Raw genomic sequence first — 22,671 nt, forward strand, 5'->3', positions numbered from 1 at the left:
TACTCTAACGGTTGTACCTGGATATTTCACGGGCATTGTTGGTTTCTCCTCCGGCAGGTTGGCGACTTTGATAAAAGGCTCACAAGCCTTCAAAGCCAGTCTCCACTACGAGCCCAGAACCCAGTAGGGTCAATCGCCCCGGCTCGAGCCAAACGATAATGCCTAAACTAAGCTTATGAAAATCCGCTTGCGTGAGAATGGGTCGCTGGTGCTGGATTTGCCAGAAGGCGCGAGATTCGTCCTGAATGGGGAAGAACGGGTACTCGAGCGGGCCAAACTAGCCCTGTGCCGCTGTGGCCACTCGGAAAACAAGCCTTTTTGCGATGGTAGCCACAAACGGGCAGGCTTCCAGGCGGCAGCCGGTGAGGTAGAGTTCATCTCCGAAAACTGACTTCCCATGCTGGAATCCGTTGAGGATGGTTATTGAGTTCTCCGTCCAATGTTTTCTCTTTGCTGAAACGGATGAGAAGCAGCCATGTACAGGGGCTTGCCCTGAATTCGGCATTCAGCTTTTGGCTTTCAGCCCGCATTTGGGGACAAATGTCCTTATGGAGGTTCTGGAACGATTCTGGCAGAATGAGGTGCATACCCCAGAGGGGGGATTTTCCTTATGAACAACCGACGTTTTACCTTCTACGCCTGGGGCGTGGTGATTTTTACCCTGGTGGTCATTCTGTGGGGGGATGTGGTGCAGGCCACCGGCTCCGGGGATGGCTGTGGAGCGCACTGGCCTACCTGTAACGGCGAGGTGCTGCCCGCTTTTCGGGGTCTGGAAACCTTCATTGAGTTCTTCCACCGCATCACCAGTGGCCTCTCGCTGCTCCTGACCATTGGGCTTCTGGTCTGGTCGCGCCGAACTTTCCCCCAAGGGCACCTGGTACGGCTCGGGGCCGCGCTCTCGATGTTCTTCATGATTACCGAGAGCCTGGTGGGAGCGGGATTGGTGCTCTTTCGGCTGGTGGGCGCGGATGCCAGCATTGCCAGGGCCGTCATAGCCCCCATTCATCTCATCAACACCCTCTTCCTGATTGGTTCACTGGCCCTCACGGCGTGGTGGTCGAGCCACCCCGATCACCGCCCAGTCTGGAAAGGGCAGGGCTGGGTGGGCTGGGCTCTGGGCCTGGGCTTTATGGGAATTCTGGGGGTGGCAGCCTCTGGGGCGCTGACCTCGCTGGGCGACACCCTATTCCCCGTGCGTAACACCGCCGAAGCGGTGGGCCGTGCGCTCACGCCAGGGGAGCACTTTCTGGTGCAGCTTCGCATCTACCATCCCTTCATTGCGGTGATGGTGAGCGTGTATATGGTCTTGATTGCTAATCTAGTGGCGACTCTTCGACCTAGCATCTATACCAGGTGGTTCGCTCGAGCAGCAGGGGTGGTATTTATCCTGCAACTGGGCATGGGTTACCTCAACGTGCAGCAGTTGGCGCCGCTCTACACCCAGCTACCCCATCTGCTGCTGTCCGATGTAATCTGGGTCACCTGGTTGTTGCTCACGGTCTCGGCCCTGAGTCTGGCGTATCATGCGCCTTCGGCCAGGATTCCTGCGCCCGAAGCAAGGTAAACTACTATGGTGGTCTCTGTTGCCAATCCCGAACGCGCCACCTGGCGCGATTACTTCTGGTTAACCAAGCCCCGTGTGATTAGCCTGTTGCTTTTCACCACCCTGATGGCCATGTTCATTGCGGCGGGAGGCTGGCCGGGCCTGGGCTTGTTTGTGGTGGTGTTTGTGGGCGGTTATATGGCGGCGGGTGCGGCCAATGCCTACAACATGGTTATTGACCGCGATATTGATGGCCGCATGAAGCGTACCGCTCAGCGCCCGACCGTCACCGACAAAATCAGCACCCGCGATGCCGCTATTTTCGCCACGGCCCTGATGGTGTTCTCTTTCCTGCTCTTGTGGTGGGGCGCCAACCTGACTACTGCGTTGCTGGCCATGGCCGGGCTGGGCTGGTATGTGCTCATTTACACCCTCTACATGAAGCGCCGCTTCTGGAGCAACATCGTGATTGGCGGCGCTGCCGGGGCCTTCCCGCCTTTGGTGGGTTGGGCGGCGGTAACGGGCGAATTGAGCCTTTTTGCCTGGTATCTATTTCTGCTCGTTTTCTTCTGGACGCCGGTGCACTTCTGGGCCCTGGCCCTCATGATCAAAGACGACTACGCCGCAGTGGGCATTCCTATGCTGCCGGTGGTGCGGGGTGAGCGGGAAACGGCCTATCAGATCTGCCTCTACGCCATCCTGACCGCGGTTATTGCCCTGATTCCGGTGCTGATGGGGGAGCTGCGTTGGTTTTACTTGGTGGCAGCATTGGTGTTGAATGGGCTACTCCTGGTGCAGAGCTTGCGCCTGTATCAGACCCTCGAGCGCCCCTGGACGCTATCACTGTACAAATACTCCATGTTATATCTGGCATTGCTTTTTGTTGCGATGGCTGTAGACCGCGCCCTGTGGATGTAGATACAATACCCTGGCCGGGTACGGGTTGTGGTAACCGTGTCTGAAATGTTTCCAAATAAAATGCCTTAGAATAGCCCAAGCAACCAAGGGAGGACGTAGGAATGCTGCAACGAAGTATAGGTTTGATAATCCTGCTTATGCTGGGGTTGGTGCTGGCGGCCGAGCCAGGTCAGGCGGGGGGACATACCCTGAACATCCTGGATCGGGATGCCTCGGCGTTCAATCGCGAGGTTCGGGGGCTGCTGGCCTGGGTGATGGGCTTTGCGGCCCTGGTGTTCGTGGTGGTCACGGGTGCGCTTATCTATGTGACGGTCAAGTTTCGCCGCACGGGTAAGGAGACCAGCGAGCCCGAGCAGATGCACGGTAACGACCGCCTCGAGGTAGCCTGGACGGTGATTCCTACCGTCATTGTGCTGATCATCTTTGGCCTTACCGCCCAGAGCATGTTCAAGCTGGATCGCCCCACCCCAGGGGCCATGGTGGTGGAGGTGCGCGGCTGGCAGTTCTGGTGGGACTTCCACTACAAAGACCATGGCATTCGCAACTCCAACGAGCTCATCCTGCCGGTGGGCAAACCGGTGCGCTTTGAAGTGACCGGCGGCGTGGACGGTAACTACGACGTAATCCACTCCTTCCGCATAACCAGTCTGGTGGGTGCGAGGGACGCCATTCCGGGGGTGGTGATCCCCTTCGAGGTTACGCCCGAAAAGGTGGGCACCTACTATGGGCAGTGTGTGGAGCTGTGTGGGACTTCCCACGCCAACATGCGCTTCCGGGTCAAGGTGGTGCCCCAGGAGGAGTTTGACCGCTGGATTGCGGGCGCCAAAGCCTACCAGGCCTCCACGCCCAGCGACCCTACCCTGGTGCGGGGTGAGGAGCTCTACAAACAGCAGTGCGCGGCCTGCCATGCCATTAAAGGGGTATCTCAGGGCCTGGTGAACAACCCCGACCTGACCTTCTTTGGTAACCGCACCACGGTGGGGGCGGGGATGTGGCCCAATACGCCCGAGTACCTCGAGCCCTGGATCAAAAACTCCCCTGGCATGAAGCCCGGCGTCAAGATGCCGGCCTTCCCCAACCTTTCCGACGACGACGTAAAGGCCATCGCGGCCTACCTGATGAGCCACAAGGTGGATGGCCTAGACTTTAGCAAGCTGGAGAAGTTCTAACGGGAGGTTTGAGTCAATATGGCGGTTGCAACTCCACAAAAAAGCGCTTCCCGAATGAGTTTCTGGGCTTTGGTCTGGGATCTCTTGACCACCAGTGACCACAAAAAAGTCGGGATGATCTACCTGGTCACGTCCTTCGTGGCCTTCGGGCTTTCCGGTCTGATGGCGGTGGCCATTCGCTGGCAGCTGGCGGGCCCCGAGCAGCAGTTCCTGGTGGGCGATGCCTACAACCAGGTACTCACCCTGCACGGGGCTACCATGCTCTTCTTCTTTATCATCCCCGCGGGCTTGGCGGGTTTTGGCAACTTCATCCTGCCCCTCATGCTGGGGGAGCGGGACGTAGCCCTGCCGCGTGTTAACGCCTTCGCGGCATGGCTCTTCGTTTTCTCGGCGGTGCTGATTTATGCCTCGCTCTTCTTTGGCGGGGCGCCGGACGTGGGCTGGACTTTCTACTACCCCTTCTCGCGCACTACGGGCCTGGGCACCGACTTCTTCATGATGGGCGTGCTCTTAGTGGGGCTCTCGAGCCTCCTGGGCTCGGCCAACTTCGCTGCTACGGTCTACAACCTGCGGGCCAAGGGCATGGGCCTGTGGAAGATGCCCATCTTCGTCTGGGGCATCTTTGCGACCTCCATGCTCTCGCTTTTTGCCCTGGCCGGTATTACCGCAGCCAGCCTGACGGTCTTGCTCTCGCGCAAGCTGGGCCTCAGCTTGTTTGATCCCACCATTGGTGGCGACCCGGTGCTATACCAGCAGTTCTTCTGGTTCTATTCGCACCCGGCGGTGTACATCATGCTGCTCCCCTACCTGGGTATTGCCGCCGAAGTGGCCTCGACCTTCTCGCGCAAGCCGGTGTTTGGTTATCGTTTCATGGTGTTTGCCCTGGTGGGCATTGCGGTGGTGGGCTTTTTGGTCTGGGCGCACCACATGTTCACGGTGGGTGAGAGCCTCCTGTTCCAGCTGGTGTTTGTCTTCTTTACGGTGCTGGTAGCGGTGCCGACCGGGGTGAAGATCTTCAACCTGCTGGGCACTTTGTGGGGCGGCCAACTGGACTTCAAAACGCCCATGCTCTTCGTGATGGGCTTCATGTTTAACTTCCTGCTGGGCGGCATTACCGGGGTGATGCTGGCGGTGGTGCCCTTCGACTACCAGGTGCAGGACAGTTACTTTGTAGTGGCCCACTTTCACAACGTGCTGATGGCGGGCTCGGGCTTCCTGGCCTTTGCCGGGCTTTACTACTGGTGGCCCAAGATTACCGGGCGCATGTACCCCGAGTTCTGGGGCAAGATGCACTTCTGGCTCTTCCTGGTGGGCTACCTGCTAACCTTCATGCCCCAGTACGTGCTGGGCTTCCTGGGGATGCCCCGCCGCTACTACACCTACCCGGATGGGCTCTACCTGTGGAATGAGCTGAACTTCGCTTCCACCGTGGGGGCGGTGATTCTGGCCCTGGGGGGTATTGCCTGGATGATTGCGGTGATCCAGAGCTTCCGCCAGAACGTCAAGGCCCCCGACAACCCCTGGGGCGGGTATACCCTCGAGTGGGCCACCTCCTCGCCCCCGCCTTCCTACAACTTTGCGGTGCAGTTCCCCACGGTGTTCAAGTCTGAGCGGCCCCTCTACGACTGGGAAAAAGAAGGCCTGAAGCCCACCCCGGTAGACCCCGCTACCATTCACCTGCCGGCCCCTACCATCTGGCCGTTCATGACTGCAGTGGGGCTCTTGATCTCCGGTATTGGGGTCTCGCTGGCCCCCGACCTGGGCAACGCTCCGGTGGGTGGGGTGCCTGGCTGGGGTGGCTGGCTGGCGGTGGGGTTGGTGGTGTTTTTCTATAGCCTCTTTAGGTGGGCTTTGCGCAAGGAGTACGATCACCCAGTAGTCCACCACACTGTTACGGGCAAGTCGAATGCCTGGGTGGGGATGGCTTGGTTCATCGTCTCGGAAATTGCCTTATTCGGCATTCTGATAGCGGGTTACCTCTACCTACGTCTGACCGGGGCTGCGCTGCCGCCCGAGGAGCACCGTCCGGCCCTGTGGCTGGCCCTTCTGAACACCTTCTTCCTAGTGGCCAGCTCGTTCACGGTGCACTACGCGCACCATGATCTACGTACTAACAAGTTCTCGCCCTTCAAGCTCGGGATGCTCATCAGCATCCTGTTAGGGGTGGTCTTCTTCCTCTTCCAGATTTGGGAATTCGCCATTGCCTCGAGCCACTATGTTGAAGCGCTGAATGCTGCTGGGCAGTCCGAAGCTGCCCAAAAGGCTGCGCTCTGGTTTACCGCCTTCTTCCTGATCGTGGGGCTGCACGGAGCGCACGTGGTTATTGGGGGCACCGGGCTCACCCTGGCCTATGCTCAGGGTCTGGCAGGCAAAATCAACAACCACGAGCAGGGTACCCTCGAGGGCTCCTCGATGTACTGGCACCTGGTGGATGCGGTGTGGCTTTTCATCGTGACCATCTTCTATATCTGGTAACAAATGGAGCTCGTGGGCCGGCGCCTGCCCGGCCCTCGGCCCTTTTTAGGGCTGCTCACGCTATAGACAACAGTGGGCCCTTTGCCTATAATCTCTAAGGCTGTAGGAAGCTCTCTGCTCCACAGGCTGCAAAACCGGACCGCTAGCTCAGTTGGTAGAGCAACCGACTTTTAATCGGTTGGTCACAGGTTCAAGTCCTGTGCGGTCCACCAAAAATCCCCCGGGGAAATCCGGGGGATTGGCTTTACGAACCGGCAAGCCTGTGCTACCCTGATGAACGGTCTTGTTGGCGGGCCCATTCCCGCAACGCCAAAAACCCCACGGCCCCATCGTCTAGTGGCCTAGGACGCCGCCCTCTCACGGCGGTAACAGGGGTTCGAATCCCCTTGGGGTCACCACACGGGCGACTAACTCAGCTGGTAGAGTGCATCCCTTACAAGGATGAAGTCGGGGGTTCGAGTCCCTCGTCGCCCACCAAATCCAAAACGCCAAAACCCCTTTATGCAGTTTTCGCATAAGGGGGTTTTTGGTGTAGCAACTAAAGATTCGCTCAACGCCAAGGTTAAGTTTTGCTGACGCAGGCTTCATGGCAGGGCGCTTCTGGTTTCCTACCCTGGGTTCAGGAGGAACGAGATGAAGCGACTGATTGCAAGCATGATGGGGCTGCTGGGCCTGATGGCCTCTGCGGCGCCGGTGCTGAGCCCCCAGGGCATCATTGTCAACCCGGTGCCCACCGACCTGGACGTGCAGACCTGGCTCGACCGCGACCCTTCGGGGTTGGGCAACGCTACCTACTTCTTCGGCGACAAAATCAAAATTTACACCCGCGTCAACCAGAACGCCTATGTCTACCTGTTCAACATCAACGCCGACGGCCAGATTGACCTGATCCTGCCCAACGCCTTCAACCAGAACAACTACCTGCGTGCGGGCGAGACTCGGTTTTTCCCCGAGCCGGGGGCCCGCTACGAGTTCACCATCAGCGGGCCTGCGGGCATAGACCAGGTACTGGCGGTGGCCAGCCGCACGCCGCTCTCGCTCGCGCAGATTGCTGACATCCGCAGCGGGCAGATGCGGGTGCAGGGGGCCAGCAACCTGGCCCGGGCCCTCTCGATTGTGGTCACCCCGCTGCCCGACCGCGACTGGGTGAGCGATGTGGTGCGCTACAACGTGCAGCCCCGCTGGGCCAGCAATCCCGAGCCGCCGGTGGCGGTAGTGCCCAGGCCGCCCATCTTCTTTATCACCCCCATGCCGGGCTACGGGGTGCTGTGGGAAGACCGCGAGGACACCGAGTACCGCGTGGCCTACCGGGGGGGCGATGTGGAGCAGATTTTTAGCTACTACCACCGCGACCTGCTCTCGAAGGGCTGGGTGAAGGTGAACTTCAAGTCCAAGGGGGGCAAGAAGAACCTGGCCTACCAGGCAGAGTACCGACGGGGTGGGGACAAGCTCGAGGTGAGCGTAAGCCCCAGAGGCGGCGAGATGATTGTCAAGCTGGAGTGGGGTAAGTAAGTCCCCCACCCCCTCTCCCCCCGCTGGAGGCGCGGGGGGCCTTGTTATAATGGGAGCCATGCGCTCCTGTCGCGTTTCCCACCAATACGACGCACGCGGTGCGTCGTATTGTAGTCGGTACGGCAAAAACCGCCGCACCGACTATTCATGGGAACCGCTCTGGCTCGATATTCAGACCAAATTATTGCGCTTTGCCAGGGCCATTATTGCTGCCGGTAAATAAAACCCCAACCGCCCTCGTACAGTCGAAGCCTGGCTGTACCGACCTGGTTTGTTGACTCAAAACACCCAGCCCAATCGCCCAAGGAGCACCCATGAAGAAACTGGAAGTTCACCCCGATATTGCCCAGGCCGCCACCCTGCCCTCGAGCTTCTACAAAGACCCCGCCATTTACGAGGAAACCAAAGAGAAGGTCTTTGCCCGGAGCTGGCAGTGGGTGGGCGACACCGACGACCTGAAGGCCCCCGGCACGGTCAAGCCCTTCATCCTGCTGGAGGGCTGCCTGGACGAGCCCCTGGTACTGACCCGTGATTTTGACGACCAACTGCACCTGCTCTCCAATGTGTGCACCCACCGGGGGATGCTGGTGGCCGAGACCGGCGACAACGCCCGCTACCTGCGCTGCCGCTACCACGGGCGGCGCTTTGGCCTGGATGGCTGCTTTCAGGCCATGCCGGAGTTCGAGGGCGTGCAGGGCTTTCCCAGCCCCCAGGACGACCTGCCCAGGGTGGCCTTCGAGACCTGGGGCCAGGAGAAGTTTTTACTTGCCAGCTTGAACCCTGCGGTTTCGCTGCAAGAGGTGCTGCGGCCCATCCAGGAGCGCGTCGGCTGGATGCCCTTCCGGCAGTTTTACTTCGAGCCGGCTCGCGCGCGGGACTACCTGGTGCGGGCCAACTGGGCGCTTTACTGCGACAACTACCTCGAGGGCTTCCACATCCCCTTCATCCACGCCTCGCTCAACACGGCCATTGACTACGGCAGTTACACCACCGAGGTCTACGACTGGTGCAACCTGCAACTGGGGATTGCGGCCCCCGGCGAGCCTGGCTTTGATCTGCCCAAAGACTCCCCCGACTACGGCAAGCGCATTGCCGCCTACTACTACTGGGTCTTCCCCAACCTGATGCTCAACTTTTACCCCTGGGGCCTTTCGGTCAATGTGGTGCGCCCGTTGGGGCCCGAGCTGACCAAGGTCTCGTTTTTGCCCTATATCTGGGACGCCGGCAAGCTCGAGGCGGGGGCTGGGGCTGCGCTCGACCGGGTGGAGCGGGAAGACGAAGTGGTGGTGGAGGCTGTGCAGAAGGGAGTCAAGTCGCGCTTCTACGACCGGGGCCGCTTCAGCGTGGCGCGGGAGCAGGGGGTGCATCATTTTCACCGGCTGCTGGCGGAGGCGCTGGGGTAGATGAGGGGTCTATAGTCTATAGCCGATGGCCAAAAGCTGAAAGCCGAAGGCTAAAGACACGGGTGAGGTAACAAACAAGCGCTTTGGTGATCTGGGTCGCTTCATCCTTTGGCGCTGAACCCTCGACCCTGGACTTGCGACTGACCCAGGGCTGGTAGGATGGAGAACATGGATTGGGCGATTCCGCAGTCACTACGGTATAGCCTTCGGTACGCCGGACACTCGGCAGGGGAGCAGCGCCTGACCGTGGAGCCGCGCCGGGATGGGCTGCGCCTGACCCTGGAAGCCAATGTGGAGCTTCCGCCGCCCAAAACCCGTCAGCGCTGGGAGAGCGAGGTAGACCGCGAGGGCCTGCCCCGCCGCTACCGCGAGCGGGTGGAGGGCAACGGGGCCCGGGTAATGGAGGTAGATTTTTCCCGCGAAGACGGCCTGGTAACGGTGAGCCAGGGCAGGGACGACTTTGCCATTCCCTATCTGGCCGATATGTACGACCCGCTCTCGCTCATTCTGGCGGTGGGGAGGCTCAACCTCGAGGTGGGGGGGGTCGAAAAATTCGCCCTGGTGGGCGGCAGGGCCTATGTCGAACGCCTGCCCGACCAGGCCCTCGAGGTGGACACCGGAGGCGAGAAAACCCTTCGCAATATGCGCGTTTACCGCCTGCGCCCCGGCCTGAGCCTGCTTTACTTCGACGAGGACGGCTATCCGGTGCGCCTTACCCAGAAGGTAGGGGAGCATGTGTTCGAGGCCGAGCTGGTGCAGGTGGAGCGCCTCGAGGCCGGGCAACGTTTGCAGCCTCTAGAGCGACGTTCGGAGCCGGGTTCACGCGCCAACGCCCAGCGCAACGCAGGCCGCCCCCGCGTGGCGGCCCCGGAGCCTGGCAAGCCCAGGGTGGTTGCTGGTGAGCCCCCCAAAGAGCGCGAAGGGGAGAGCTCCAACCGCCGTCGTCGCCGCCGCAGACGGTATAACTAGGGGGAGCCGAAAGCCGAAGGCCAAAAACGCAAACGCAGATAACCAATCCCAAAGAGCCGATAGTCTATGGTCAATGGCCGATGGCAAGAAAAAGTTCCCGTCTCTTGCGCTAGACCGTTGACTCTTGACCCAAAACCTTTTGACCTGCGACCTGTGACCTTAATTGTGCTGCCAAAGGGTCTTATTTATGATCAAAACCCCAGAGCAAATCCGTGGGCACTTCAAAAACCGCCGCATGACGGTGGAGTATGGCGATGCGCTGGAAACAGTGCGGCATATTTTGCACCAGGTTGAACAGGAAGGCGATGCCGCCTTGCACCGCATTAGCCAGGAAATAGATGGGCATCCGGTAGAGGAGATTCCCAAGCGGGTCTGGCGGGAGGCCTACGAGAGCCTGGATGCCGACCTGCGGGATGCCCTCGAGACCGCCAGGGAGCGCATTGAAGCCTTCTACCGGCGCGAGCCGATGGGGGGTTTTCTGGAGGCCGGGCCGGAGGGGGTGCTGGGCCAACTGGTGCGCCCACTGGATCGGGTTGGGGTGTATGTGCCGGGAGGGTCGGCCCCACTGCTCTCCACCGTGCTGATGACGGCTGTGCCGGCCAAGGTTGCGGGGGTGGGCGAAATTGTGGTGGCCACGCCGCCCAGGGTGCACCCCGGCATACTGGCTGCCGCCTGGGTAGCGGGGGCCGACCGCTTGTTTGGCATGGGCGGGGCGCAGGCTATTGCCGCGCTGGCCTACGGCACCGAGACGGTGCCCAGGGTGGACAAAATCATGGGGCCGGGCAACCGCTATGTGGTGCTGGCCAAGCGCGAGGTGTACGGGGTGGTGGGCATGGAGGGGCTGCCGGGGCCTACCGAGACCCTCATCATTGCCGATGCCTCCGCCGACCCCAAGCTGCTGGCCGCCGACCTGCTGGCCCAGGCCGAACACGGCCCGGACTCGGAAGCCTGGCTGCTCTCGGCCTACCGCGAGCTATTGGAGCGGGTAGCGGAGGAGCTCGAGCGCCAGCTAGCCGACCTGCCCAGGGCCCCCATCGCCCGGCAGGCCCTGGAGCGTAGCGGGCTGGTGCTGGTGGAGCATCTCGAGCAAGCCCTGGAACTGGCCAACCTGTACGCCCCCGAGCACCTGTGCCTCTCCATTCACGACCCCCTGGCTGCGTTGGGGATGGTACGCAACGCCGGGGGTGTGTTCCTGGGGGAGCACTCCTGCGAGGCGCTGGGTGACTACATCGCAGGCCCCAGCCACGTGATGCCCACTTCTGGCACGGCCCGGTTTGGCGGTGGACTTTCGCTACGCGATTTTCTCAAGGTGATTCCGGTGGTGGGGCTCACCCAGGAAGCCGCCAGCAAGCTCTCGGCGCTGGGGGCCCGCATGGCCCGCGAGGAAGGTCTGGAAGCCCATGCCAGGGCCCTGGATCGCCGAATGAAGGATTAGATGGCCGAAACCCTAACCCTGGTTAAAAATCGATCTCGAGCTTATACCGCCCGCTGCGGCCCTGCTGGTCGAGCTCGAGCTGGAAGCGCTCAGCGCCCCGCTGGTACACCGCCTCCACTTTGGTAGCAGCGCTCTTGTACTCGAGGCGGGTGCGTACCCAGCCCCGGCTGGTGAGCCAGTTGTGAAAGAAGGTATAGACCTGCTCGAGGGGGTCGCGGGTTTCGAACTCGGCCTCGCTCGAGCCCCCCCGCTCCTCGCGCTTGAGGGCCACGCTGCCCGGATAGGGTGGCAAACCCAGCCGCGCGTTGAGCACAAAGCTGGTGGGTTGGGGTGCAGGCCGCACCGGTGGGGGGGGAGTGGGTTCAGGTCGTACGGCCACACACGCCGAGAGCATCAGAGGCAGGAGCCACAAAAGCATTCGCATAGCACACCTAGCTTAAAGAGCCTGGATGAGTAAATTGAGGCATGGGTATGAAAATCGGCTACAAAGCGTTGCTCGAGGCTGCCCTGGCCGAGATCGAGACCATCAAAGCCGAGGAGGCCAGGGGTTACCTGGGCCACCCCGACTACGTGTTCGTGGACTTGCGCGATATCCGCGAACTCAGGCGCGAGGGCAAGATTCCCGGCGCTTTCCACGCTCCACGGGGCATGCTGGAGTTCTGGGTAGACCCCGAAAGCCCCTACCACAAGCCCATCTTTGCTTCGGGCAAGAAGTTTGTCTTTTACTGCGCGGGGGGCTGGCGCTCGGCCCTGGCCGCCCAGACGGTGCAGCGGATGGGCCTGGAGCCGGTGTGTCATATTGAGGGCGGTTTTACCGAGTGGGTGCGGGTGGGTGGAGTCGTGGAGCGGCTCGAGGAGCGGTAAGCAGGCGCTAAACTAAACCCCATGCCGACGCTGGCAGAGCTATTTTCCCTGTTTGGCCAGAGCGCTCCCCCCGTGGAAGTGACGGGCATTACGCACGACTCGCGCCTGGTGCAGCCTGGTTTTGTATTCGTGGCCGTGCCCGGTGTGCCCTTGCCGAGCCGCAGGCCCTTCGACGGACACGACTACATTCCCCAGGCCCTTGCAAAGGGGGCGGTGGCGGTGGTGGGGATGCTCGAGCTGAACCTGCCCGTACCCTACCTGCGGGTGGCCGATGCACGGGCCGCCCTGGCCGACCTCTCGGCAGCCTTCTGGGGCTATCCGGCGCAAAAGTTGAAGCTGGTCGGCGTGACCGGCTCCAAGGGCAAGACCACCGTTACGGTGCTGCTCCACCACCTGTTGCAATCGGCCTCTCCGCCGGTGGGCCGGCTTTCCACGGTGGGGGTCAAAATTGGGGATGAGGAGCTTTTTTTGCCCGGCCACTTCACCACCCCCGAGGCCCCGCAGGTGCAGGAGATGCTGCACCGCTTTACAGTAGCCGGGTGTCAGCAGGCGGTGCTCGAGGTAAGCAGCCATGCGCTGGCCCTGGAGCGGGTGCGGGGGCTCTCTTACGAAGTGGGTGTCTTCACCAACCTCTATGAAGACCACCTCGACCTGCACGGCAGCATGGAAAACTATTTTGCTGAGAAAAAGAAGCTCCTGGAGCGCTCGAGGTTCAGGGTGGTGAACAGCGACAACCCCTGGACGCAAACCCTGGCGGGTCGCCCCCAGACCTGGAGCTATGGCGCCCAGGGCGACTGGCGGCTACAGCGCCTGGAGGAAAGCAGCAGCGGTCTATCGTTTGAAGTCATCTCGCCCATCGGGTCGTTCCCGGTGCAGTTGCCCATGCTGGGGCGCTTCAACGCCGAGAACGCCCTGGCAGCCCTGGCCGCCGCCAGCCGGATGGGCCTCTCGGTGGCGCAACTCCAGGCCGGGCTGGCCCGTTTTCCGGGTGTACCGGGCCGGATGCAATTGGTGCAGCGCGAGCCTTTTCGGGTGGTGGTGGACTTTGCCCACACCGGGGCCAGCCTCGAGGCCGCTCTGCATACCCTGCGCCCCACCACCCAACACCGCCTGCTGGTGGTGATCGGGGCTGCCGGCAACCAGGATCCAGGCCGCCGAACGGGCATCGGACAGGTGGCGGCGCGCCTGGCCGACCTGGCCATCTTCACCGAGGAAGACCACCGCACCGAGCCTCTGGAGGCAATTTTGCAGACCATGGCCCGGGCCCACGGCGACCCCCGCCGCTATGTGCTGGTGCCCGACCGGCGCGAGGCCATCCGCTATGCCTTGAAGGAGGCCCGGCCCGGCGACACGGTGCTCTTCTCGGGCAAAGGCCACGAGCGGACGCTCGAGCGGGGCACCGAAATACTGCCCTGGAACGAGGTAGAGGAGGTGCGCCTGGGGCTGGGGGAACTGGGGCGAAAGGCCGAAAGCTGAAGGCTGAAGGCAAAACATCTTGGGTTCCCGCCAGCCTCGTGAAGTTGTTGATTGAGCCCTGGGGTGTGCCGAGATTACGACGGTATTAGACTTGAGTCATGCAGCGCGATGCCCTGGTTCGTTGGCTGGATGAGTACCTCAGAATCCGCGAGTTCAAAGACCCCTCGCTCAATGGCTTGCAGGTAGAGGGTAAAGCCGAGGTGCGAAAAATTGGGGTCTCGGTGGATGCGGCCCAGGCGATCTTCGACCAGGCCGCAGAAGCCAAGGTGGACTTTCTGATCACCCATCATGGGCTTTTCTGGGGGCAGCCGTTTGCCATTGTGGGCTACCAGAAAAGACGCCTGGAAAAGTTGTTCTCGGCAGGCATCAGCCTTTACACCGCCCACCTGCCGCTCGACGCCCATCCCGAGGTGGGGAACAATGCGGTGCTGGCCCGCGAGCTGGGTTTGCAGGGGTTGGAGCCTTTCCCGCACCCCAAGTACGGCCCCATTGGCTTTGTGGGGCACTTTGCCGCGGCAAAACCCCTGGCCGAGGTGGTGGATCGCATCGGCGAGCTGACCGGCATGCAGCCGCTCCTGCACCAGGGGGGGCCGGATGAGGTGCGCCGGGTGGGCGTTGTCTCGGGGGGTGGGGCCGGTGATGTGGGGCTGGCCCAGGCTTTGGGCTGCGACCTTTACATTACCGGCGAACCTTCGCACGCGCACTACCACGAGCCTTTCGAGCTGGGCCTTAACGTGATTTATGCAGGCCACTACGATAGCGAGACCTTTGGGGTCAAGGCCCTGGCTGCGCGGCTGGAAGAGGCGTTTGGCCTGCCCTGGGTGTTTTTGGAGCATCCAACGGGGTTATGAGGGCTCACACCGAAGGAGAAACCCTGCGCGGCCTCTTCCTGACCTTCGAAGGCCCCGAGGGTGCTGGAAAGTCGACCCAGACGCGCCTGCTTGCGGCCTGGTTGGAACAGCAGGGCCTTGCGGTGGTGCAGACCCGCGAACCCGGTGGTACCCGGCTGGGGCAGGCCATTCGCGGGCTATTGCTGCACCAGGACGCCATGTGCGCCGAGGCCGAGTACCTGCTTTACTCCGCCGACCGCGCCGAGCATATGCAAACCCTCATCCGACCCGCTTTACTGCGGGGTGAGGTGGTGCTCTGTGACCGCTGGCTCGATTCCTCGCTGGCCTATCAGGGCTACGGGCGGGGGCTAGACCTGGCCTGGCTGCGCCAGGTTGCCCAGGGTGCGACGCTGGGCGTGAAGCCTCACAAAACGTTCCTGTTCGACCTGCCCCCCGAGGTGGGCTTGCAGCGCTTTGAAGGGCGGGATCGCCTCGAGCGCGAACCCCTCGAGTTCCACCGGCGGGTGCGGCAGGGCTACCTTGAGCTGGCCCGCGCCGAACCCGAGCGTTTTGTGGTGCTGGATGCAACCCAGACCCCGGAGGAACTGCAAGCCCAGTTGCAGGTGTATCTGCAAGGTCTGCTGGCAGAGGCAGGGCTTGGCGCCGATACCAGACTCCACCCTTGACCCCGGTCTCATTCATCTTTGGGGGCTTGCGGTAAGGTAAAGGCGTGCTTCGCGCCCTGTTATCCCTCTGGCTTTTGCTGGGCATGGCCCTGGCCCAGCCCCAGGTTCCGGTGTGGGGCTTCCGGGTGGTGAATACCTACCCCCACGACCCCACCGCCTTTACCCAGGGGCTGATCTACCACGATGGCTTTTTGTATGAAGGCACCGGCCTCTACGGCCAGTCCAGCATCCGTAAGGTGGAGCTCAAGACCGGGCGGGTGCTGCAAAGCCGTCCGCTGGCCCAGAAATATTTTGGCGAAGGCATTACCCTGTTTCAGAACCGCTTTTACCAGCTCACCTGGCAGAACCAGGAGGGCTTCATCTACGACCTGAACTTCAATCCGGTGGGGCGCTTTACCTACCAGACCGAAGGCTGGGGCCTGACCCACGACGGGGCTCGGCTCATCCTGTCGGATGGCTCCGCGCAGCTCTTCTTCCTCAACCCGCGTACCCTGCGGCCCGAGCGCACCCTTACGGTACGGGCAGGGGGGCAGCCGGTCACGCGGCTCAACGAGCTCGAGTACATTCAGGGCCGCATCTGGGCCAACGTCTGGCAGACCAACCGCATTGCCATCATCAACCCCCAGAGCGGCAACGTGGAAGCCTGGCTCGACCTGACCGGCCTCTCCTTGCTGGCCCAGGCCCGCAACCCCGACCCCGACGCCGTGCTCAACGGCATCGCCTACGACAGCCAGAACCGGCGCATTTTCGTGACCGGGAAACTCTGGCCCTTCTTGTTCGAGATTGAGGTTGTGCAGAATCCATGAACGGCTCGAGCCCCTTCCGTGGCTACAGTGTGATTCTGGTGGCACTGATTATCGCTATTTCAACCGCCGGGTATTTTCTAGCCGGCCAGACCCTTAATCGGATGGCCCGGCCCCAGCGGCCCGTTCAGCCTGGTCAGGAGCTTCGCATCACGACCGATAAAGGAACCCAAACGCTCAAGGTTTATGTCATCCGCAACCCCAATCCGCAAGACCCTTTCCCCCGGCGCAAACTATCCGAGGGGCAGGGCATCCTGTACCAGTTTTCCGCTCCCCACGACGATAGTTGGTCGGGGCTGGGCCACCAGGAGGCCATCTCGGTAGCCTTTCTGGATCGGCTTGGGAAGGTTCTAGCCCTGGGGGATGTTGAACCCTGCCCCAGTTCGCCCGTAGGTAAGGCATGCCCGAGCTTCGCACCTGTGCTGGTTTACCGGCAGGTGCTCGTGGTGCCCAAAGGCTGGTTTGCCCGCAACCAGATTGGCCCCGGGGCACGAGTCAGCTTGAAGGGGCTCGAGGGCAATCCCTGAGCGCCGGCGCTTGGCGGAGGGGAAAACATTGGCGCTACATGATTTGGTCTTTGCTTGAGCACTTTGCATACTGGTCGAGCGATGAGGTAGAGAGCAGGGGGTAGGGGAGAGGTGTTCACTACCACCCAATCCCACCTTCTGTAGCGTTGTTAGGGCGCAGAGCCATCCAGCTTCAAGAAAGTCTTGTCCTGAACCGAACCGCGGCTGCCTGGAAACTCGAAACCCAAACACCCGTGGGCCGGGCCCGGCCTGCGCTTGGGTGCGTAACCTGGCCTGGGCCCAGAGGCATTCTCGTTTTTGTGCTCGGCTACGTTTGTGAAGAGCGCGATAAAAAGACCGTTCGCGGCAGAACAATCTAAAACAATGACACCACGGGCTCGGTAGGAGAGCTGGCAAAGGTGCCGTAGAGTTCGGCCGCATTGAGGGCAAGGATGCGCTGGGCAGCCCAATCGGACTCTTCGCTGCTGAGATCGCCATTGTAGACGGCTTGCTCGAGCACCTGCGCCACAATGCGCCGCCCCCAGCGGGCCGCAATCCAGAACATTTCGGGGCTGTGGCGGGCGCTGGTGGAGAAGAGCACCTTGCTGAGGGGGGCCAGGTGGGTCGCTTCGTGCAGGGCGGTGCGCATGGCGTGTATGCTTCCGGCAGGAATGGTAAGCCCCAGATCTAGATAAACCCCGGGGTAGCTGCTGGCCAGATAGCCGGCCTCCCGCAGGTAGGGATAGCCGTGTAGCAGGACGACCTTAAGCCTGCGCAGCTCGGGGGCCTCGAGCACCGTGCGAAGCCCCAGGGGGTTGGCCAGGCGCATATCCAGGCTGGAATCGCCATAGCCGGTGTGAAACTGCACCACCTTGCCGGTTTCGCAGGCTACCTTCAGGGCGATCCATAGCATGGAATCGAGTAAGGGTTTGCTGGTAATGCGCGGGGCTTGGTGCGAAGGTGGACTGCGGCGCAATTCGCTGTAGGCCCGCTCGAGCTCGACCAGGTTGTGCCGCCCGATATCCAGGCCGCTGCGATAGGCTACCACGCTCTTGAAGGCGGCTGCTGATGGCGTCAGCCCGCGCAGGTGAGCTTCAAAGGCCTGCAGGAGTCGGCTTGCGCTGTCGTGATGGTTCAGCAATTGCTCCAGCTCAGCCTCGAGCCGCACAATCCGCCCTACCCCCAAAGCCAGGTGTTGGGCATGGGTCTTTGCCGGCCACAGGTCGTCGTTGCCTGGGCTGTCCTCGATAAGAAGGTGCGAGATGTTGGCCTCGGCAAACAGCCAGCGGGCCAGCTCGAGGTAGGGGTGACGCAGACGTGCTTCCTCGAGAGCTTCCAGACTGGGTTCACAGCCAAAAAACTCGGCCAGGTCGCGGAGGCTGCGGCGAAAAAACAGGCTGTCCCGCACAAAGGGGAGCATCTCGGGGCTTGGGTTCAGGGTGAAGTAGCGCTCGAGCGGTTCAGTGCGCCAGCGTTCTTCCGTGTAAAGCGGGTAGGCGTGGTGATCGAAAATGGCAATGCTGGTCAGATGCACGACTTCCCCCAGGGAAACAAGTCAGGCAGGTTCATCACCAGGCACCCGTTCGCTCAAAAAACCGGAACCGACCCTATTCTAGCTGATTCGGGTCGGAAAGGCCCGGTTTGTAGGTTTTGCCTCAGGCTTTTATCGTTTTCCCCTTTCCCTCTCCCCTTGCGGGAGAGGGTGGCGACAGCGCTGGCCAGTTTGGCGCCCCTTTTGCCAAATAAAGCAATTCTGACGGTATCCGCTGTCGCCGGGCGAGGGGTTGAAGCGACGATGCCCAGGTAAATGATAAGAGCCTGGATTTTGCCTCACAGATCAAAGCCTAACGTTGGACGGGCCCGGACTATTTCTTGTAAAGCCGGGCCTCGAGCCCCTTTTTGACCTGAGGCCACTCCTCGTCAATGATGGAGTAAACCGCCGTGTTGCGGATGACGCCGTTGGGATAAATCTGGTCTTTGCGCAGGATGCCCTCGAAGGTAGCCCCCAGCTTTTCGATGGCTTTGCAACTGCGGCTGTTGCGGGCATCGGCCCGGAACTGCACCCGAATGGCCTTTAGCTGTTCAAAGGCGCGGCAGAGAAGCAGATACTTGCTTTCGGCATTGACATAGCCCCCCTGAAAGGGGGTAAAAATCCAGGTGGTAGTTTCCAGCGAACGGTACTCGGGGTTGACCCGTACGTAGCCGGTACGCCCCGCCATCTGGCTACTGGCCTTGTCGAAGATGGCCCAGTTGACCCGATCCTTGGCTGACAGCAGCGAGCGGATGTAGTTTTGCATGGCCTCCAGGGTGGCTTCTCGGGGAGCGTTGCTCAGGTACTGCACCATCTCGGCGTCGAAGTGCTCGAGCAGGGCAGGGGCGTGCTCCAGGCCCAGAGGCTCGAGCCTGATAAAGCGGCCCTCCAGTGGAATGCTCTCGTGCCACATATAACCCAAAACTATCATCTTTATGGTCTACACTGTGTACTAAATGATTCGAGTCGGCATCCTCACCATATCCGACCGTGAAGCCCGTGGCGAGGTCGAAGACCGCACCTATGCAGTGCTGCGCGAGACCCTGGCTTTCGGCCCCTACGAGATTACCAACTATGAAATTATCCCCGACGAGCCAGCCCAGATTAAGCGCTTGCTGCGCTTGTGGACAGATCGGGACGGCCTGGATCTAATTCTGACCAACGGCAGCATCCGTCTGAGCAGCCGCGACCACGTGCCCGAGGCCACCCGCGAGATGCTGGAAAAAGAGGCTCCCGGCATTGCCGAGCTAATCCGCATGGAGACGTACAAGAAAAACCCCCTGGCCGCCCTCTCCAGAGGGGTGGCCGGTGTACGGGGCAAAACCCTGATCATCAACTTGCCGGGCGGCCCCCAGGGGTGTAAAGACTCCCTCGAGGTCATCCTGCCCCTGATCCCCGAAGCTGTCCAGCGCATCACCGGTCGTCCGGTGGCCCAACTGGCCGATAGCCTCTCGTTCGACTGAGCTTTTCCAAAACCCTACCCTCCCCGGAAGGGGCGATTTTTTTTGCCTCAACAAGGGGGCCTAAAAAACCGGTCTCTATGCCCCTTAATGAGGAAGGCAGGGAGATTCTTAACGCTCTACGGTTTGAACACAGCATCAGGACTACGCCAAAGATGATAGGCTTCCCCTTGATTGCCTATGCATTTTGAAGAAATGCTCACCCTGCTGGTACACAAAGGCGCTTCGGATATCCACCTGCACGTCGGAATGCCGGTGCTGGCTCGTATCGGGGGTGAACTCAAGACCGTGAGCCAGAGCGCCATCACCCCGGAGTTCACCACCAGTCTGGCAGAGAAGCTCTGCACGCCTCAGCAACAGGCCCGCCTGCGAACCTTCCGCCAGGTGGATGTGGCCTATAGTCTGCCGGGCTTGACCCGGCTACGGGTGAACCTCTTTTACCAGCGGGGTTCCATCAGTGCGGTGCTGCATACCCTGAGCAGTGAGGACAAAGACCTCAGCAAGGTGAGCCTGGGTAGGGAGTACCTCGAGTTCTTCCGCGACCAGCGCCGGGGCCTGGTGCTGGTCACTGGGCCTATAGGCGCTGGAAAATCTACTACTCTGGCCCGCCTGGTAGACGAGATCAACACCCACCACACCCGCATCATCGTCACCGTCGAAGACCCCATCGAATACCTGCACCGCCCCAAGCGTTCGGCAGTGATCCAGCGCGAAATTGGCTCCGATGCGGTTTCCTACGAAAAGGCCCTGCTGGCAGCCATGCGCCAGAACGCCGATGTGATTGTAATTGGCGAGATCCGCGACCCGGCCACCGCTTCGGCGGTGCTCAATGCGGTCTATACCGGCCACCTGGTGCTCTCGACCTTTGTCTCCAGCGATAGCAGCAGCGTGCTTAACCGGATGCTCGAGCTCTTCAGCCAGGGAGAGCGCAACATCAACCGGGTACTGCTGGCCGAAAGCCTCCTGGGCATCATCCACCAGCGCCTGGTGCCCACCACCGATGGCGAGCGGGTGCCCGTGACCGAGGTCATCACCATGACCCCCCGTATCCGCGAGGCCCTCAAGCAGCCCAGCCAGACCGACCGCCTGCGCGAAGTGCTGCGTGAACAGGGTCTGGAAGGCTACCAGAGCTTCGACGAAAGCCTGCTCTCCCTGTACAACAAGGGCCGGGTGGACTACCAGACGGCCCGCCTGTATGCTCAAAACCCCACCCAGCTTGAACTCGCCATCCTGCGCCAGTCCGATAACCAGGGCTTTGGGGACTGGGCCGATGAATAATTTGGAAATACGGCAGGGCTTTGCCCACCTTTGGTTCCGAACCAGCGAACCGGGGCCATGTACGGTATCTGTTCTACACGATAAAGTACAGACATGACGCCACACATCTCTGCTCCGTCCGGTGCCATTGCCGAGGCCGTTCTGCTCCCAGGAGACCCCCTGCGTGCCAAGTACATTGCCGAGAACTTTCTGGAAAACCCGGTGCTATACAACCAGGTTCGCAACATGTATGGCTATACCGGAACCTACAAGGGCAAACGGGTCAGTGTACAGGGCACCGGTATGGGCATTCCTTCGGCCAGCATCTACATCCACGAGCTCATTCAGTTTTACGGCTGCAAGACCCTGGTTCGGGTGGGCACGGCAGGGGCCATCACCGAACATCTGCGCCTGCGCGACCTGGTCATTGCCCAGGCAGCCTGTACCGACTCCTCCATCAACAACCTGCGCTTTGGAGGACAGAACTTTGCCCCCATCGCCGATTTTGAGCTGATGCGCCGGGCCTACGACCACGCCAAAGCCAAAGAAATGCCGGTGCGGGTGGGGAATGTGCTCTCGACCGACACTTTTTACCACGATCAGCCCGATGCCTACCGAATTTGGGCCCAGTTTGGGGTGTTGGCCGTGGAGATGGAGGCGGCGGGCCTATATACCCTGGCTGCCAAGTTTGGGGTGCAGGCCCTGGCTATTCTGACCATCAGCGACCATCTGATTACCCGCCAGCAAACCACCCCGCAGGAGCGGCAGGAGACCTTCAATCAGATGGTTGAAGTGGCCCTCGAGAGCCTCTGACTCGAGCGAGATGCTGTGTATAATCAAACCCTCTTGATGCGTTTTTATACGCACGATACCTTTGGAGGCAGCCTGTGGTTGAAGCTATTAAGCCGGTTTCGAGCCTGAAAGGCCGCGACTTTCTTTCCAACCTCGATTTATCACCTACCGAGTATCGGGCCGTGCTGGACACCGCCCACGCCATGAAGCGAGGGGCTTTCAAGGGGTTGCGTCCGCTCGAGGGCCAGACCCTGGCCATGATCTTCGAGAAACCCAGCCTGCGTACCCGCACCACCTTTGAGGTGGCCATGAACCAGCTCGGGGGTCATGCAGTGAATCTGACCAACGCCGAAATTGGCCTGGGTACCCGTGAGCCGGTGCGCGATATTGCGTTGAACCTCGAGCGCTGGGTGGAAGGCATCATGGCCCGGGTCTACCTGCACTCCACCCTCGAGGAGCTGGCTAGATACTCCTCCAAGCCCGTTATCAACGGCCTGTCCGACCTGCTGCACCCGGTGCAGTTGCTGGCCGACTACCAGACCATCGAGGAAACCTTTCCCGACACCAGGGGGCTCAAGGTGGCCTATATTGGCGATGGCAACAACATGGCCAACGCGCACATCCAGTGTGCAGTGCTGTCGGGCGTAAAGCTAACTATCGCCACCCCCCGCGGCTATGAGCCCAACGCGGTCATCTACATGGAAGCTCTCAAGCTGGGCGCCGACATCACCCTCACCCACGACCCCCGCGCTGCCGCCGAGGGGGCCCAGGTGCTCTATACCGATGTCTGGGTCTCGATGGGCCAGGAGGCCGAGGCCAGCCAGAAGCGCAAAATCAAGGACTTCGCCGGTTTCCAGGTGAACCCGGCTATGCTCGAGCTGATTGACCCCGAGGGAATTTTTCTCCACTGCCTGCCCGCCCACTACGGCGAGGAGGTGGTAGAGGAGGCCACCCTGCACCGGAAGTCTCGGGTCTTCGACCAGGCCGAAAACCGCCTGCACGCGCAGAAAGCCCTGCTCTACCATCTGCTAAGCTAGGCATG

Annotated in this window: 19 protein-coding genes, 3 tRNA genes and 2 pseudogenes; 21 read left to right on the plus strand and 3 right to left on the minus strand. The window is 61.2% G+C overall.

Annotation, left to right across the window (positions count from 1 at the left end):
• The first annotated feature begins 175 nt into the window (after nucleotides 1-175).
• From J3L12_RS01920 to hisD, 11 genes and pseudogenes are all read left to right on the plus strand, one after another.
• On the plus strand, nucleotides 176-391 hold the full coding sequence (locus J3L12_RS01920; protein ID WP_208013354.1) for a CDGSH iron-sulfur domain-containing protein: 216 nt from the start codon (nucleotides 176-178) through the stop codon (nucleotides 389-391).
• A 219-nt stretch (nucleotides 392-610) separates the two neighbouring features.
• A pseudogene (locus tag J3L12_RS16640) lies at nucleotides 611-2,461 on the plus strand (heme o synthase).
• 101 nt (nucleotides 2,462-2,562) lie between these two features.
• Nucleotides 2,563-3,630, plus strand: coding sequence for a cytochrome c oxidase subunit II (coxB, locus tag J3L12_RS01935; RefSeq protein ID WP_208013357.1), 1,068 nt, complete (start codon nucleotides 2,563-2,565; stop codon nucleotides 3,628-3,630).
• Between the two features lie 54 nt (nucleotides 3,631-3,684).
• Entirely contained in the window at nucleotides 3,685-6,105 is a 2,421-nt protein-coding gene (locus J3L12_RS01940; RefSeq protein WP_208013358.1) for a cbb3-type cytochrome c oxidase subunit I, read from the plus strand.
• Nucleotides 6,106-6,241: 136 nt separating this feature from the next.
• A tRNA-Lys gene (locus J3L12_RS01945) sits at nucleotides 6,242-6,317 on the plus strand.
• 110 nt (nucleotides 6,318-6,427) lie between these two features.
• Nucleotides 6,428-6,503: transfer RNA gene (locus J3L12_RS01950), tRNA-Glu, on the plus strand.
• A 3-nt stretch (nucleotides 6,504-6,506) separates the two neighbouring features.
• A tRNA-Val gene (locus J3L12_RS01955) sits at nucleotides 6,507-6,582 on the plus strand.
• Nucleotides 6,583-6,738: 156 nt separating this feature from the next.
• A pseudogene (locus tag J3L12_RS16645) lies at nucleotides 6,739-7,278 on the plus strand (DUF4384 domain-containing protein); the annotation flags it as partial.
• A gap of 653 nt (nucleotides 7,279-7,931) precedes the next feature.
• The gene (locus J3L12_RS01965) at nucleotides 7,932-9,020 is read left to right on the plus strand and encodes an aromatic ring-hydroxylating dioxygenase subunit alpha (protein ID WP_208013360.1); all 1,089 of its coding nucleotides are present in this window, start codon (nucleotides 7,932-7,934) and stop codon (nucleotides 9,018-9,020) included.
• A 168-nt stretch (nucleotides 9,021-9,188) separates the two neighbouring features.
• The gene (locus J3L12_RS01970) at nucleotides 9,189-9,989 is read left to right on the plus strand and encodes a DUF3108 domain-containing protein (protein ID WP_208013361.1); all 801 of its coding nucleotides are present in this window, start codon (nucleotides 9,189-9,191) and stop codon (nucleotides 9,987-9,989) included.
• Nucleotides 9,990-10,176: 187 nt separating this feature from the next.
• Nucleotides 10,177-11,424 (plus strand): histidinol dehydrogenase, encoded by a 1,248-nt coding sequence (gene hisD / locus J3L12_RS01975; RefSeq protein ID WP_208013362.1) that lies wholly within the window; start codon nucleotides 10,177-10,179, stop codon nucleotides 11,422-11,424.
• A gap of 22 nt (nucleotides 11,425-11,446) precedes the next feature.
• Here hisD and J3L12_RS01980 read toward each other — a convergent pair whose 3' ends face one another.
• A complete protein-coding gene (locus J3L12_RS01980; RefSeq protein ID WP_208013363.1) occupies nucleotides 11,447-11,848 on the minus strand; it encodes a hypothetical protein in 402 nt (133 codons plus the stop codon).
• A gap of 47 nt (nucleotides 11,849-11,895) precedes the next feature.
• Here J3L12_RS01980 and J3L12_RS01985 point away from each other — a divergent pair, with 47 nt between their 5' ends.
• From J3L12_RS01985 to J3L12_RS02010, 6 genes are all read left to right on the plus strand, one after another.
• Nucleotides 11,896-12,288, plus strand: a complete 393-nt coding sequence (locus J3L12_RS01985) for a rhodanese-like domain-containing protein (RefSeq protein ID WP_208013364.1) — start codon at nucleotides 11,896-11,898, stop codon at nucleotides 12,286-12,288.
• Nucleotides 12,289-12,309: 21 nt separating this feature from the next.
• Entirely contained in the window at nucleotides 12,310-13,764 is a 1,455-nt protein-coding gene (locus tag J3L12_RS01990; RefSeq protein ID WP_208013365.1) for a UDP-N-acetylmuramoyl-L-alanyl-D-glutamate--2,6-diaminopimelate ligase, read from the plus strand.
• 98 nt (nucleotides 13,765-13,862) lie between these two features.
• Entirely contained in the window at nucleotides 13,863-14,615 is a 753-nt protein-coding gene (locus tag J3L12_RS01995) for a Nif3-like dinuclear metal center hexameric protein (RefSeq protein ID WP_208013366.1), read from the plus strand.
• A gap of 23 nt (nucleotides 14,616-14,638) precedes the next feature.
• Nucleotides 14,639-15,280 (plus strand): dTMP kinase, encoded by a 642-nt coding sequence (tmk, locus tag J3L12_RS02000; RefSeq protein ID WP_208013427.1) that lies wholly within the window; start codon nucleotides 14,639-14,641, stop codon nucleotides 15,278-15,280.
• Between the two features lie 44 nt (nucleotides 15,281-15,324).
• Nucleotides 15,325-16,086 carry a glutaminyl-peptide cyclotransferase gene (locus tag J3L12_RS02005; RefSeq protein WP_208013367.1) on the plus strand — a complete coding sequence of 254 codons (762 nt, stop codon included), beginning with the start codon at nucleotides 15,325-15,327 and terminating at the stop codon, nucleotides 16,084-16,086.
• Complete coding sequence (locus J3L12_RS02010) at nucleotides 16,083-16,610, plus strand: DUF192 domain-containing protein (RefSeq protein WP_208013368.1); 528 nt, start codon at nucleotides 16,083-16,085, stop codon at nucleotides 16,608-16,610. The genes J3L12_RS02005 and J3L12_RS02010 overlap by 4 nt, the downstream gene beginning before the upstream one ends.
• Before the next feature lie 355 nt (nucleotides 16,611-16,965).
• Here the strand turns inward: J3L12_RS02010 and J3L12_RS02015 are convergent, their stop codons facing one another.
• Nucleotides 16,966-18,123, minus strand: a complete 1,158-nt coding sequence (locus tag J3L12_RS02015) for an amidohydrolase family protein (RefSeq protein ID WP_208013369.1) — start codon at nucleotides 18,121-18,123, stop codon at nucleotides 16,966-16,968.
• Nucleotides 18,124-18,454: 331 nt separating this feature from the next.
• Nucleotides 18,455-19,051: a GNAT family protein gene (locus J3L12_RS02020; protein WP_347708815.1), complete on the minus strand. Its 597-nt coding sequence runs from the start codon at nucleotides 19,049-19,051 to the stop codon at nucleotides 18,455-18,457.
• 25 nt (nucleotides 19,052-19,076) lie between these two features.
• Between J3L12_RS02020 and J3L12_RS02025 the strand changes: the two genes are divergently transcribed.
• The 4 genes from J3L12_RS02025 to argF all read left to right on the plus strand — a co-directional run bounded on the left by J3L12_RS02025 (nucleotide 19,077) and on the right by argF (nucleotide 22,666).
• A complete protein-coding gene (locus J3L12_RS02025; RefSeq protein ID WP_208013370.1) occupies nucleotides 19,077-19,583 on the plus strand; it encodes a MogA/MoaB family molybdenum cofactor biosynthesis protein in 507 nt (168 codons plus the stop codon).
• Between the two features lie 177 nt (nucleotides 19,584-19,760).
• Nucleotides 19,761-20,858, plus strand: a complete 1,098-nt coding sequence (locus J3L12_RS02030) for a PilT/PilU family type 4a pilus ATPase (RefSeq protein ID WP_208013371.1) — start codon at nucleotides 19,761-19,763, stop codon at nucleotides 20,856-20,858.
• Between the two features lie 93 nt (nucleotides 20,859-20,951).
• Nucleotides 20,952-21,650 carry a purine-nucleoside phosphorylase gene (gene deoD / locus J3L12_RS02035; RefSeq protein ID WP_208013372.1) on the plus strand — a complete coding sequence of 233 codons (699 nt, stop codon included), beginning with the start codon at nucleotides 20,952-20,954 and terminating at the stop codon, nucleotides 21,648-21,650.
• Nucleotides 21,651-21,724: 74 nt separating this feature from the next.
• Entirely contained in the window at nucleotides 21,725-22,666 is a 942-nt protein-coding gene (gene argF, locus J3L12_RS02040) for an ornithine carbamoyltransferase (protein WP_208013373.1), read from the plus strand.
• The last annotated feature ends 5 nt before the right edge of the window (nucleotides 22,667-22,671 follow it).

The sequence above is a fragment of the Meiothermus sp. CFH 77666 genome (assembly GCF_017497985.1).
In the GTDB taxonomy this organism is placed as follows: domain Bacteria; phylum Deinococcota; class Deinococci; order Deinococcales; family Thermaceae; genus Meiothermus.